Below are 12,387 nucleotides of genomic sequence, written 5' to 3'. Positions count from 1 at the left end.
GCCGGCCGAAGCCAAGCCCGCCGCCCCCGCGGCAGCACCCGGCGCAGCCGTGGCGAAACCCGCCGCCGCCCCGGCGAAACCCGCCGTCCCCGGCCGCGAGACCTTGCAGCTGAAACCGGGCCAGCGCCCCGGCGCGCGGCCCGAGGAAGAAGACGAAGCCCCGCGCGGTGTGAAGCGCCCGAGCGTCGGCCCCGCGCCCAAGCGCGGCGTGCCCGTGGTGGCGCCGAAGAAAATTGGTGATGACCGCCGCCGCGCCGGCAAGATCGATGTGCTGGCCGCCATCGAGGGCGAGGACGAGAAGGTGCGTTCGCTCGCCTCCGTGCGCCGCCAGCGCGAGCGTGAGCGCCGCCAGGCCGAGCTGGAGCTGCTGCGCTCCGATGGCGTGAAGGTGGTGCGAGAGGTGATTCTGCCGGAGACCATCACCGTGCAGGAGCTGGCCAACCGTATGGCCGCGCGCGGCAACGAGGTGGTGCGCGCCCTGATGAAAATGGGCGTGATGGCGAATATCATGCAGGTGATCGACGCTGACACCGCCGAGCTGGTGGTGGCGGAGTTCGGCCACAAGGCGCGCCGCGTGTCTGACGCGGATGTGGAAGTGGGCCTCGAAGGCGAGGAGGATACCGACACCGAGTTGCTGCCTCGCCCGCCCGTGGTCACCATCATGGGCCATGTCGACCATGGCAAGACCAGCCTGCTTGATGCATTGCGCCATACCGATGTGGCCGCCGGCGAGGCTGGCGGCATTACCCAGCATATCGGCGCCTATACCGTGAAGCTGCCTTCGGGCGCGCAGATCACCTTCCTCGACACGCCGGGCCATGAGGCGTTCACCGCCATGCGCGCGCGCGGCGCCGGGGTGACCGATATCGTGGTTCTGGTGGTCGCCGCCGATGACGGCGTGATGCCGCAGACGATCGAGGCGATTAAACACGCCAAGGCGGCGCAGGTGCCGATCATCGTCGCTGTCAACAAGATCGACCGTCCGGGCGCGGACGCCAACCGCGTGCGCCAGGAGCTGCTGCAATATGAGATCGTGGTCGAGGAAATGGGCGGCGAGACCCAGGATGTCGAAGTCTCGGCGCTGAAGAAGCTCGGGCTGGACAAGCTTGAGGAAGCCATTCTGCTCCAGGCCGAAGTGCTGGAACTGCGCGCCAACCCGAATCGTTCGGCCGAGGGTGCGGTGATTGAGAGCCGGCTCGACCGTGGCCGTGGCCCGGTGGCGACTGTGCTGGTGCAGAAGGGTACGCTGCATGCCGGTGATATCGTGGTGGCGGGCGCCCAGTGGGGCCGCGTGCGCGCCATGCAGGACGACAAGGGCAAGGCCGTGAAGGAGGCCACACCCTCGACGCCGGTTGAAATCCTTGGCCTGTCCGCCGCCCCGGTTGCGGGCGAGCCGTTCGTGGTCGTGGAGAGCGACGTGCGGGCGCGCGAGATCGTGGAATACCGCCAGCAGAAGCTGCGCGAGCGTTCCGCCGCCAGCGCCACCGCCGCGCGCGGCACGATGGAGGAAATGCTGGCCCGGATTCAGGCCGGTGCGCAGAAGGAAGTGGCCCTTGTGGTCAAGGCCGATGTGCAGGGTTCCGCCGAGGCGATCTCGGTGGTGGTCACCAAGGTCGGCAACGAGGAAGTGCGCGTGCGCGTGATCTATTCGGGTGTTGGCCAGGTCACCGAGAGCGATGTGCAGCTGGCGAAGGCGTCGGATGCGATCGTTGTCGGCTTTAATGTGCGCGCCAATGCGCAGGCGCGCGAGCTGGCGCACCGCGATGGGGTGGACATCCGCTATTACTCGATCATCTATGAGGTCGCGGACGACATCGAGAAGCTGGTCAAGGGCAAGCTTGCCCCCGTGCATCGCGAGAAATTCCTCGGCTATGCGGAAATCCGCCAGGTGTTCAACATCACCAAGACCGGCAAGGTCGCGGGTTGTTATGTTACCGAGGGCGTGGTTAAGCGCGGCTGCGGCGTGCGCCTGCTGCGCGACAATGTGGTCATCCATCAGGGCGATCTCTCGCAGCTCAAGCGCTTCAAGGACGATGTGAAGGAAGTGGCGCGCGGCTATGAATGCGGCCTGTCTTTCGCCGGGTTCCAGGATCTGCGCGAGGGCGATGTGGTGGAATGCTATGAAACCGAAATCGTCGCTCCGTAACGGAGCGCCAGGGAGGGAATCCCGTAAGGAGGGGCCGTCTCAGCGGCAGCTTCGGGTGGGCGAGGAAATCCGCCATGCGCTGGCGGAGATTTTCCTGCGCACCGAGTTCCACGAGAAGGCGCTGGCCAAGGCGCATCTGACGATCTCGGAGGTCCGCATGTCGCCGGATTTGAAGCACGCGACGGTGTTTACCACCGCGCTGGGGGGCAAGGATATCACGCCGTTGCTGCCCGCGCTCAAGCGCGTGTCGCCCTTTTTGCGGGCGCAGATCGCGCCGAAGCTCGGGCTGCGGGTGACGCCGGATTTGAAATTCCTGGCCGATGAGGCGCTGGAAGAGGCGACGCGCATCAACAAGCTGCTGCACCAGCCGGAAGTGGCGCGGGACCTGGAAACAGGCGCCAAGCCGCCGGCCGCCGCCCCGGACGAAGAATAACCGGATACTGCCGGGGCCAGGTGAGCGTCATCCTGCATCCAACCGCGCCGGAGATTGCCCGCGCCGCGGCGCTGCTGGCGGCGGGGGAGCTGGTCGCCTTCGGCACCGAGACAGTCTACGGCCTGGGCGCAGATGCGCGCAACGGTGAGGCAGTCGCGAAAATTTATGCGGCCAAGGGAAGGCCCAGCTTTAATCCGCTGATCTGCCATTACGCCAACGCGCGGGCTGCGTTCGCGCATGTGGTGCCAAATGCCATGGCGGAGAAGCTGGCGGCGGCATTCTGGCCCGGGCCGCTGACAATGGTGCTGCCCCGCGCGGCGGCTTGCCCGGTTGCGCGGCTGGCGGGGGCGGGGCTGGAGACTCTGGCCGTGCGCGTTCCGGCGCATCCCGTTGCGCTGGCCTTGCTGGCCGCGTTCGGCGGGCCGGTGGCCGCGCCCTCGGCCAACCGTTCAGGTGGCATCAGCCCCACCTCGGCCGCGCATGTGCTGGCGGGCTTGGGTGGCAAAATCGCGGCGGTGCTCGATTCCGGGCCCTGCGCGGTGGGGGTGGAATCCACGGTGCTGGACCTCTCCGGCCCCGCGCCGGTGCTGCTCCGCCCCGGCGGGGTGAGCGTGGAAGCGCTGGAGGCGGTGATCGGCCCGGTGGGGACCGGCGCGCCGATTACCCAGGGGCAGGCGATGGCTTCGCCGGGGATGCTCGCCTCGCATTATGCGCCGGGGCTGCCGGTACGGCTCAACGCAAGCACTGTGGCGGCGGATGAGGCGTTGCTGGCATTTGGCCCGCCGCTGACCGGTGCAAAGCTCGTGTTTCAGCTCTCGGAGATAAAAAACCTCACCGAGGCGGCGGCGTGCTTGTTCGAGGCCCTGCATGAGCTGGATGCCAGGGCGCCCGCCCTTGGCCTCACGCGCATCGCGGTTATGCCGATCCCGCGCACCGGCCTGGGCCGTGCGATTAACGACCGGCTGAGCCGGGCGGCGGCGCCTCGCGGCTGAGGCAGCCGGTCAGCCGTTTAGCGCGGCGCGCAGCCTGTCCGCCGCCGCGCCCTCGATCATGCCAAAGCGGATCAGCAGGTCGATGAGCACCAAGTTGACGTTGAATTTGAAGTCATCGGTGGTGGAGGCGACCGCCAGCACGCGGGCCAGCGGCCAGAGGGCAAAGCTTTCCACCTCGCCGTCCGCCGGTTCGGGGATGAAGGATTCCGGCAGTTCCAGGTCATAGGCATAGACCACATCGCGGCGCAGCCCCTCCGGGCGCTCCATGTTGTAGGCAAACCGCGCGACCTGGCGCGCATTGGCGGCCAGGACGGCCGGGAGCGCGGCTTCTTCCTCGGATTCCTTGATGATGGTCTCAAACGGCGTATGCCCAGAGGCGACCCCGCCGGCGACCAGATTGTCATACTTGCCGGGGTCCAGTTTTTTGTTGGCGGCACGCTTGGCGATCCACAAATGCCAGCCATCCGCGCGGCGGACCAGCCCGTTCATGTGCACACCCACGCCGATGACGCCGAAGCTGGGCAGGGCGCCGCGGTCCAGCACGGCGAGCACCGGGCCGCCATCGGTCTCGCGCACGTCAAAATTTTCCGCCCGCAGCGCCAGCCCGGCGGCGCGGGCCAGGTTGTTCAGCTCCGGCAGCGCCGCGGGGGCGAGCAGCACGCGGGTTTCATCGCGCGTCACCACCGGACTGGCGGCGGCCAGCCGGGCCGCGAAACCGGGCGTTACATAGCCGATATGGTGCGCTCCGGCGTAGAGCGGCAGGCGCGAGCCCGGCAGCGCCGCTGAATGACAGGCAGAGATGTGCGAGAGGAGCTTTGCAATTTGCGTATCAGATGCCATGTGCGGTGACATGACCCGTAATGCCGCCCGTGCCAACCCCCATCTTGCTCCCACCCCCGGCGCGCCAAAGGCGCCGCGCGATTCCTGGGCCACTTTGCGCTCGCTGCTGCCGTATCTGTGGCCCAAGCATGAGTTCGGCCTGCGCCTGCGGCTGGTGCTGGCCAGCATCGCGATGGTGCTGGCCAAGGTGGCGACGGTTTATGTGCCGATCCTCTATAGCCACGCGGTGGACCGGCTGGCCCACGGCGCCAATGCCATCGTGGTTCCCGCGGCGCTGATTGTGGGTTACGCGCTGGTGCGCGTTGCCGCGGCCGGGTTTGGCGAACTGCGCGACGCGATTTTCGCCGCCGTGCAGATGCGCGCCTCGCGCGTGGTGGCGCGCCAGACTTTTGAGCATCTGCATGGCCTCTCGATGCGATTCCACCTGGACCGGCAGACCGGCGGGCTTTCTGGCATCATCCTGCGCGGCACGCTGGGCATCCAGAACGTGCTGCGGCTGAGCACCTTCAATGTTCTGCCGACCATCATCGAGCTGCTGCTCACCGTCGGCATTCTGTGGCATATGTTCAGCTTCTGGTATGCGCTTATCACCTTTGTCGCGGTCGGGTTCTATATGGCGTTCACCTTTGGCGTGACCGCGTGGCGCACCAAGTTCCGCCGGATCATGAACGAGACCGATAACGAGGCGCAGACCAAGGCGATCGACAGCCTGCTCAACTTCGAGACGGTTAAATATTTCGGCAACGAGGGCCATGAGTCGCGCCGCTACGACGAGAGCCTGGCGCGCTACGAGGCGGCTTCGGTCAAGGCGCAGGTTTCGCTCAACGGGCTGAACATCGGCCAGGCGGTGATCATCTCGGCCGCGCTGGGCGTGATGATGCTGATGGCGGCAACCGGTGTTGCGCACCACACCATGACGGTCGGCCAGTTCGTGCTGGTTAACACCTATCTCATGCAGCTTTATGTGCCGCTTAATTTTCTCGGCTTTGTGTACTGGCAGATCAACCAGGGCATGATCGACATGGAGCAGATGTTCTCCCTGATGCGGGTGAATTACGAGGTGCGCGACAAACCCGGCGCCATTGAGCTGGCACCGCAGGGCGCGCCGGTGGAGGTGCGTTTCGAGAATGTGCATTTCGGCTACAATCCGGATCGTGACATCCTCAAGGGCGTCAGCTTTACCGTGGAGGCGGGCCAGAAAGTGGCCATCGTCGGGCCGACCGGCTCGGGCAAATCCACCATCTCGCGCCTGTTGTTCCGGTTTTACGACACGGTCTCCGGCGCCGTGCTGGTGGATGGGCATAATGTCCGCGACTACACCCAGCACAGCCTGCGCGCGGCCATCGGCGTGGTGCCGCAGGATACGGTGCTGTTCAACGACACGATTTTCTACAACATCGCCTACGGGCGGCCGGGCGCCAGCGTTGAGGAGATTGAGCAGGCGGCGCGGCTGGCGCAGATCCATGACTTTATCATCACCCTGCCGCAGGGCTATAAAACCAAAGTCGGCGAGCGCGGGTTGAAACTTTCGGGCGGCGAGAAACAGCGTGTGGCGATTGCGCGGACGATTTTGAAGAATCCGCGCGTGCTGATCCTCGATGAGGCGACCAGCGCGCTGGATACCGCGACGGAGCAGGAGATTGGCTCGGCGCTGCGCTCGGTGGCGTATGATCGCACGACGCTGGTGATCGCGCACCGGCTCTCCACGGTGACCGATGCCGATGAGATATTGGTGCTGCGCGAGGGCGTGATCGTGGAGCGCGGCAGCCATGTGGCGCTGCTGGAGGCTGACGGTGTATACGCCGGTATGTGGGCGGCCCAGCAGGCGGAGCAGGAAGAGGTCGTGCGGGAAAAAACTCTCGGCGAAGTGGCCGGGTAGGCGTTTGCCCTGGTAGCGGGGCGGCAAATCACCAGATAGAAGGCGCTGATGGAAAATACGATGAACGAGACACAATCCCCGCCCGAACGCGACCTGAGCCATGCCGGCTCCGTCGTGGACAAGGCGATTGAGTATATGATCGGTCAGCAGATCAGCTCGCTGGCCGTGGCGTCCGCCCTGCTTGGCGGCGCGATGGGCTTGCTCACGCGCACCTTGCCGGACGATGTGGTGGTGCAGATTCTGCGCCAGGCGATGGAAAGCGTTGAATCAGGTGAAATGCGCTCCACCGTGGGCAAGGACCACGCTGGCGAGGCTTGACCGGGGCGAGGCTTTTAGCCATAAGCTGGGCTGGATTTCGGGCTGGCATCCGCCGGCCCGCTTTGCGTATTTGAGGATTGTACTATGGCCCGCCGTTGTGAACTGACCGGAAAGACCGTGCAAGCTGGCAATAATGTCAGCCATGCGAACAACAAGACCCGCCGCCGGTTCCTGCCGAATTTGCAGGAAACCTCGCTGCTGTCTGACGTTCTGGGTAACGTCCGGCTGCGTCTTTCCACCCGGGCGATCCGCACGATTGAGCATAACGGCGGCCTGGATGCGTTTCTGCTGAGCCAGAACGACAGCAAGATGACCACCGAGGGTCTGGCGCTGAAGCGCCGCCTGGAGCGCGCGACCGCCAAAAAGGCCGCCAAGGCGGCCTAACCCGCCTGGCCTGGCAGTGAAGGCTGGGCCGGATGCTCATACAAGTGACACCGAGACTCGGGATCAGCGAGGCTGATCTCGAGGAAAGCTTTATTGCAGCGTCCGGCCCTGGGGGGCAGAACGTCAATAAAGTCGCAACCGCTGTGCAGTTGCGCTTTAACCTCCTGAAATGTGAATCGCTGCCGGGTGCCGTGAAATCGCGTATGCGGGTGCTGGCCGGACGGCGTTTGAGCAATGACGGGGTGATTGTCATCACCGCCAACCGTTTCCGCACGCAGCTGCAAAACCGGGCGGATGCGCGCGAGCGCCTGTTCGAAATCATCCGCGCGGCGGCGGTGGCCCCGGTGTTCCGCAAGCCGACCCGGCCGACCAAAGCCTCGAAAACCCGGCGGCTGGAGGCGAAGAGCCAGCGTGCGGAGACCAAGAAGCTGCGCCGCGGCGCCGAGGATTAGGACTGATGCGCTTTATCCCACCCGGTCGTCCAGCCGCTCGTCCTTGATCCCCGCCGGCTCCAGATGCGAGATCACCTCCACTACCTGCGGCAGAAACAGCTCCCGCACAGCGGCTTCCGCAGTATCGCTGATGGCGTGGCCCTGGGTGATGGTGAGGTGCGCGTCCACCTCCATGTGGAATTCAACGAAGGTCCGGTCGCCGGAATAGCGGGTCCGCAGGTCGTGCACGCCGCGCACGCCGGGGCAGGCCATCACCTGCTCCTCGATGCGTTTGCGCTCCGCGGGCGGCAATTCGCGGTCGAGCAGTTGTTTCAGCACATCGGTGTCGATCCCACGGCTGTTCCAGTACATATACCCGGCGATGAGGAGGGCGAACGCCGGGTCCACGCGGTTCCAGCCGGTGAAATGGATGATCGCCAGGGCCGCCAGCACGGCGAGATTCACCGCGACATCGGCCAGGTAGTTCGCGCGGTCGGCTGCGATGGCGGTGGAGGTGGTCTGGCGCACCACCCAGGTCTGCAGAATCACCAGCCCGGCGGCGGCCAGCAGGCTGGCGATGACGACCCAGAGGCCAAAGCCGATCTGCTTCACCGGATCGGGGAAGGCCAGCCGCTCGACGGACTGAAACGCCAGCACCAGCGCGCCGCCGTAGAGGAAGCGTGATTGTGTGAAACCGGCCAGCGCCTCGGCCTTGCCGTAGCCGAAGCGGTGGCGCCGGTCTGGCGGGCGCTCGGCCATGCGCACGGCGCGGAAGGTGGTGAAGGAGGTGACCACGTCCACCAGCCCGTCCACGGTGGAGGAGAGCAACGCGACCGAGCCGGTGGTGAGCCAGGCGGCGATTTTCACCGCCAGCAGCAGCACGGCAACCACAAAGGTGATGCGGCTGGCGAACCTGCGCAGCCTGGAGGCCCGCTCAGCCGTTACTTGTGTCTGCGGGTGGAGCATCCCTGTTTGTCTAGCGTGGCGCGGGCATAAACTCAAACACGCCTGCCTTGCATCCATGCGCCTTAAGGGGCTACCACCCCCCTCAGATGACGGTGGCCCGCCGTGATGGCAGGCTTAAACGGGAATGCGGTATCAAAACGCCGCGGCTGCCCCCGCAACTGTGAGCGGCTAGCTCTCTCCAGATGCCATTGCCCCATGAGGGCGAGAAGGCGGAGGGCGCGAAAATCCGCGAGCCAGGAGACCGGCCGGCATCGAGACATTTGCGCGTTCATGGGCGGGGTGCACCATGGATGGAGGGGAGAGAGACCCTGAGCCTCTGTCGCAGTTGTTGAATGTGCCGTGTGCGGGAAACCCGCGCGCGGCTGGCGCGGAGTTGGTTATGAGCAAGAGTGGATTATTCGGCTGTTTCCTGGCGGCCTCGCTGCTGCCGGTGGCGGCCTGGGCGGATACCACGGTGGACCTGACCACCGTGACCGCGACCCGTATCCCCGATCCGGTGACAAAAGTGGCGGCGGGGGTGAGCATTATCACCCGCAAGGATTTCCAGAAGCGCGGGTATACCACGCTGGCGCAGGCGCTGAGCGCGGTGCCGGGGCTGGGGGTGGTGCAGTCGGGCGGCTCTGGGGCGCAGACCAGCGTGTTCATCCGCGGCACCAATTCGGAGGATGTGCTGGTGCTGGTAGACGGCGTGCCGGTGAATGACCCCTCCGAGGCCAACGGGGCCTTTAATTTTGGCGATTATACGCTGAGCGATGTTGCCCGTATCGAAGTGGTGCGCGGCGCGATGTCGGGCCTGTATGGCTCGAACGCGATCGGCGGGGTGATCAACATCATCACATTGCGCGGGGCTGGCCGGCCGAAGGCGAGCGTGACGCTGGCCGGGGGCTTCCCGAGCCAGGGGCAGGCGAGCGCCACGGTTTCAGGTTCGTCGGGCAAGTTTGATTACGCGCTGACCGGCGCGCTCGATGAGGAATCCGGGTTTGACTACACGCCAAAGCGCATGAGCGTTTATGCGGGCGTGAAAGACCCGTTCCGCTCGCAGCTCGCCTCGGTCAACCTGGGTTATACGCCGGTGCCCGGCACGCGGTTTTATGTGGTGGGCCGCGCGCAGCAGACCACCGCCGGTTTCCCCGATCTTGGTTATCCGATCTATGATGATCCGAACAATTACGACAAGAACACCAATTATTTCGGCAAGCTTGGCGTTGCCAGCAATCTGTTCAACGGCTGGCTGAGCACGGAGCTGTTCGCGGCCCGGCTGGACAACACGCTGCACAACACCAATCTGCTGGACGCGGCGGACCCGAACCAGGTGCAGGCCGATGAGGTGTATCATGGCACGCGCACCGATGTGCAGTGGAACAACACCGTGCACCTGCCCTATGTGGGCCGCACCTCTGATTCAGCGGTGCAGTTCGGCGCTGAATACATCAATGATACAGCGCACGAGCGGGTGAACGATGCCTATTACGGCTCCCCGTTTGTGGCGCATATGGGCGCCTCGCAGCACACCTGGGCCGGGCATGCGGGCGCGCAGACGACATTGCTGCGCCGCCTCACCCTCACCGGCGTGCTGCGCGATGATGCGGTCTCCAGTTTCGGCAATGCGCTCACCTGGCGCGTGGGCGGCGTGCTGGCGGTGCCGGAGGCCGATATGCGGCTGAAGGCATCCTACGGCACCGGGTTTCTGGCGCCATCGTTGTATGATCTGTATGGCCAGAACAGCTCCGGTGGCTATACCTACCAGGGCAATCCGAAGTTGAAGGCCGAGTACAGCAGCAGCTTCGAGATCGGGCCGCAGTTTGATATTCCGGCTTTCGGGCAAGGCGATTTCGCGAGCATCTCGGCAACGTATTTCCAGTCGGACATCCGCGATCTCATCACTTATGTCTCGCTGCCGCCCAATTATACTAGTTCAACAGAGCGTAACATTGGCCAGGCGCGTATCAAGGGGGTGGAAACCGAGGTGGTGCTGAACCCCACGCCCTGGCTGAGCGCGGATTTCACCTACACCTACACCAACGCGATTGATGCGCGCACGCGCGCCGCCCTGTTGCGCCGGCCGCAGAACGCGGGTTCTGCGACGCTGACATTCACCCCTGCGCCGGGGTTCAGCATCACCCCGCAGGTGCAATATGTCGGGCGGTTCAGCGATTATCTGTATGACAACAACGGCTATCCGATTGCCGCGGGGACCGGCAGTTCACGTCCGGGGACGATTGTGAATCTGAACGCATCCTACCGGCTGGATGACAAATTCACCCTGTTCGCCACGGGCAAGAACATCCTTGGCTCAAATTTCGAGCCGGTGAACGGGTTGCAGATGCCGGGCGCATCGGTGCTGCTGGGTGTGCGCGCCACCATTCAGTGAAGGAGAAACGGGCATCGCGAGGTGCCCGTTTTTGTTTTTGGGAGTGTTTTCAGAAGCGCTTTCAGAAGCGTTTTCAGAAAAATGTGGCGAGGCGGATTTCAATATTGCGGTTCAGCGGGCCGCCGTGCGAGGCGAGATCGTATTCGCCGATGGCCATGATTTGCAGGCTTGGCGAGAGGAAGGTGGAGCCGATGAGGCGCAGCTGCGTCTCGTTGGTGCGGTTGCCCGAATCGAGCGTGCCGCCGCCTTGCAGGTTATAGGTCTGTTTGCCGCCGAAGGATTGGAACAGGCCCGGCGCGATGAACGCCCCCATGGAAGGCGCGAATTCATACGGCAGATAAATGCGGAATTCCTGCGAGGGTTGTTCGTGGAAACTGGCGGGAACCACCCGGCTGGCTTGCAGCGGGTTGGCATCGGGGATCGCCCCGCCGCTCAGATAGTTATAGGTGCTGTAGATCGCCGGGATATTATTGGCTGAGACCTCCGGAGACACATAGGCCGATTGCCCGTTGGCGCCGAACATATAGCTCTCGCTCCAGAGTTCCACCGCCAGGTTTTGCGTGGTGGGCGTACCCCAGAGCACGGTGCGAAAACCGAGCTCCAGCTCGTAGGTCCAGGTGTTCTGGCCGGGGTTGAGGTTGGCGCTGCGGTTGAAGCTGGCCAGGGGCGGTGCGATCCACGGGGCGATGACCCCGTAGGTGCCTGCCTTGGGGTGGTTGAGCACATAGGAGAACACGCCGAAATACGGCTGGCCGAAGCCGCCGTTATGCGAGAGGTTGGCGCGCCCCGCCCCGTAGGCGGGCAGTTGCCCGCCGAGGGCCGGCACATAGGGGCCGGGAATATTGGCGATGCCAGCCTCCTGCCCGCCGAGAAAACCGCCGTAGGGCACATAAAACTGCACGCCGGAGAGAATGCCATCAATATCGAAGGTGCGGATATAGCGGCCGACCACGATATCCATGGAAATATGGGTGTTCTTGCCGTAGCTGCCGCCATGGGCGCCGCCGATACCGGATGCATCGGTAAACAGGTTGTAGAACATGCCGATGTTGACATTGGCGGGCGGCGCAATGCCATCACCCGGAAGTGCGTCCGACGCGAAAGCCGGATGCCCTCCCAGCCCCACCGCAAGCGGCAGTGCCATGCTGAACAAAACTGCGCGGAAATTTTTTCCACGTACCGGCATCTTCAAAACCCTTCTCCCCGCAGGCGCTTCTACACGCTGGCCCGCTCATGATTGATGACAGGCTTTCCTTATGGAACTGTCAATTGTTTGTGTGTAATTCCTTAATAATATCAGATCGCTGTGGCCGGTTTGGCACATCGCTCGCCGCTTCCCGCATTATCGCCGCGCCGCGTTGCGGGCGCGCGAGGCCAGGGCCAGCATGGTCTGGCGGCAAAACGCCTGGTCGGGGGTGAGGGTCTGCTTGCAGGCTGCCTCGGCCCGCAAGCTGGCGGCAATCCCCTCGGTGAGGGCGGGCAGCGACCATATGTTAAGCGCCCGGGTGACCAGATTTTGCCGCTTGAAGAACACCGGCGGGCGCATCCCGGCCATTGCCTCGGCGGTGGAGGCGCCTTGCGCGATGGCGCCGGCCGCTACCCGCAGGCGCATCAGCTCGCCCAGCAG

At 64.6% G+C, this 12,387-nt stretch carries 11 protein-coding genes, 1 pseudogene and 1 riboswitch; of the genes and pseudogenes, 8 read left to right on the top strand and 4 right to left on the bottom strand.

What is annotated here, in order from left to right; translation table 11 throughout:
• The 3 genes from infB to HKL97_RS01170 all read left to right on the top strand — a co-directional run.
• On the top strand, nt 1–2,146 hold a 2,146-nt coding region (gene infB, locus HKL97_RS01180; protein ID WP_291422032.1), incomplete at its 5' end, for a translation initiation factor IF-2.
• Nucleotides 2,121–2,579, top strand: a complete 459-nt coding sequence (gene rbfA / locus HKL97_RS01175) for a 30S ribosome-binding factor RbfA (RefSeq protein ID WP_291422030.1) — start codon at nt 2,121–2,123, stop codon at nt 2,577–2,579. The genes infB and rbfA, both read left to right, overlap by 26 nt.
• A gap of 20 nt (nt 2,580–2,599) precedes the next feature.
• Complete coding sequence (locus HKL97_RS01170; RefSeq protein ID WP_291422028.1) at nt 2,600–3,571, top strand: L-threonylcarbamoyladenylate synthase; 972 nt, start codon at nt 2,600–2,602, stop codon at nt 3,569–3,571.
• 9 nt (nt 3,572–3,580) lie between these two features.
• On the opposite strand, the gene HKL97_RS01165 is transcribed toward HKL97_RS01170, so the two are convergent.
• The gene (locus HKL97_RS01165; protein ID WP_291422026.1) at nt 3,581–4,411 is read right to left on the bottom strand and encodes an NUDIX hydrolase family protein; all 831 of its coding nucleotides are present in this window, start codon (nt 4,409–4,411) and stop codon (nt 3,581–3,583) included.
• A gap of 10 nt (nt 4,412–4,421) precedes the next feature.
• Between HKL97_RS01165 and HKL97_RS01160 the strand changes: the two genes are divergently transcribed.
• The 4 genes from HKL97_RS01160 (at nt 4,422) to arfB (ending at nt 7,444) form a co-directional block, all read left to right on the top strand.
• Nucleotides 4,422–6,290 (top strand): ABC transporter ATP-binding protein/permease, encoded by a 1,869-nt coding sequence (locus tag HKL97_RS01160; protein ID WP_291422025.1) that lies wholly within the window; start codon nt 4,422–4,424, stop codon nt 6,288–6,290.
• Between the two features lie 60 nt (nt 6,291–6,350).
• Nucleotides 6,351–6,608 carry a hypothetical protein gene (locus HKL97_RS01155; RefSeq protein WP_291422023.1) on the top strand — a complete coding sequence of 86 codons (258 nt, stop codon included), beginning with the start codon at nt 6,351–6,353 and terminating at the stop codon, nt 6,606–6,608.
• An 84-nt stretch (nt 6,609–6,692) separates the two neighbouring features.
• Complete coding sequence (rpmB, locus tag HKL97_RS01150; protein ID WP_284258502.1) at nt 6,693–6,992, top strand: 50S ribosomal protein L28; 300 nt, start codon at nt 6,693–6,695, stop codon at nt 6,990–6,992.
• Nucleotides 6,993–7,024: 32 nt separating this feature from the next.
• Nucleotides 7,025–7,444: an alternative ribosome rescue aminoacyl-tRNA hydrolase ArfB gene (gene arfB / locus HKL97_RS01145; RefSeq protein WP_291422019.1), complete on the top strand. Its 420-nt coding sequence runs from the start codon at nt 7,025–7,027 to the stop codon at nt 7,442–7,444.
• Between the two features lie 12 nt (nt 7,445–7,456).
• On the opposite strand, the gene HKL97_RS01140 is transcribed toward arfB, so the two are convergent.
• Nucleotides 7,457–8,389, bottom strand: coding sequence for a cation diffusion facilitator family transporter (locus HKL97_RS01140; RefSeq protein WP_291422017.1), 933 nt, complete (start codon nt 8,387–8,389; stop codon nt 7,457–7,459).
• 73 nt (nt 8,390–8,462) lie between these two features.
• Nucleotides 8,463–8,654, top strand: a riboswitch (cobalamin riboswitch).
• Nucleotides 8,655–8,768: 114 nt separating this feature from the next.
• Here HKL97_RS01140 and HKL97_RS01135 point away from each other — a divergent pair.
• Nucleotides 8,769–10,760, top strand: coding sequence for a TonB-dependent siderophore receptor (locus HKL97_RS01135; protein ID WP_291422015.1), 1,992 nt, complete (start codon nt 8,769–8,771; stop codon nt 10,758–10,760).
• A 73-nt stretch (nt 10,761–10,833) separates the two neighbouring features.
• Here HKL97_RS01135 and HKL97_RS01130 read toward each other — a convergent pair whose 3' ends face one another.
• Together HKL97_RS01130 and HKL97_RS01125 are read right to left on the bottom strand one after the other, a co-directional pair.
• On the bottom strand, nt 10,834–11,904 hold the full coding sequence (locus HKL97_RS01130) for a transporter (RefSeq protein WP_291422013.1): 1,071 nt from the start codon (nt 11,902–11,904) through the stop codon (nt 10,834–10,836).
• 198 nt (nt 11,905–12,102) lie between these two features.
• Nucleotides 12,103–12,387 (bottom strand): annotated as a pseudogene (locus HKL97_RS01125) (DNA polymerase III subunit delta); the annotation flags it as partial.

The organism is Acidocella sp., assembly GCF_013044125.1.
In the GTDB taxonomy this organism is placed as follows: Bacteria; Pseudomonadota; Alphaproteobacteria; order Acetobacterales; family Acetobacteraceae; genus Acidocella.
The sequence above is the reverse complement of the archived record's forward strand: the minus strand, read 5'-3'. Positions and strand labels throughout refer to the sequence as shown.

Excerpts from the sequence above, each read along its gene's own strand:
- HKL97_RS01135 (WP_291422015.1), top strand. The coding sequence starts at position 8,769 with ATGAGCAAGAGTGGATTATTCGGCTGTTTCCTGGCGGCCTCGCTGCTG.
- arfB (WP_291422019.1), top strand. The coding sequence starts at position 7,025 with ATGCTCATACAAGTGACACCGAGACTCGGGATCAGCGAGGCTGATCTC.
- HKL97_RS01165 (WP_291422026.1), bottom strand. The coding sequence starts at position 4,411 with ATGGCATCTGATACGCAAATTGCAAAGCTCCTCTCGCACATCTCTGCC.
- HKL97_RS01140 (WP_291422017.1), bottom strand. The coding sequence starts at position 8,389 with ATGCTCCACCCGCAGACACAAGTAACGGCTGAGCGGGCCTCCAGGCTG.
- HKL97_RS01160 (WP_291422025.1), top strand. The coding sequence starts at position 4,422 with ATGACCCGTAATGCCGCCCGTGCCAACCCCCATCTTGCTCCCACCCCC.
- rpmB (WP_284258502.1), top strand. The coding sequence starts at position 6,693 with ATGGCCCGCCGTTGTGAACTGACCGGAAAGACCGTGCAAGCTGGCAAT.
- rbfA (WP_291422030.1), top strand. The coding sequence starts at position 2,121 with ATGAAACCGAAATCGTCGCTCCGTAACGGAGCGCCAGGGAGGGAATCC.
- HKL97_RS01130 (WP_291422013.1), bottom strand. The coding sequence starts at position 11,904 with ATGGCACTGCCGCTTGCGGTGGGGCTGGGAGGGCATCCGGCTTTCGCG.
- HKL97_RS01155 (WP_291422023.1), top strand. The coding sequence starts at position 6,351 with ATGAACGAGACACAATCCCCGCCCGAACGCGACCTGAGCCATGCCGGC.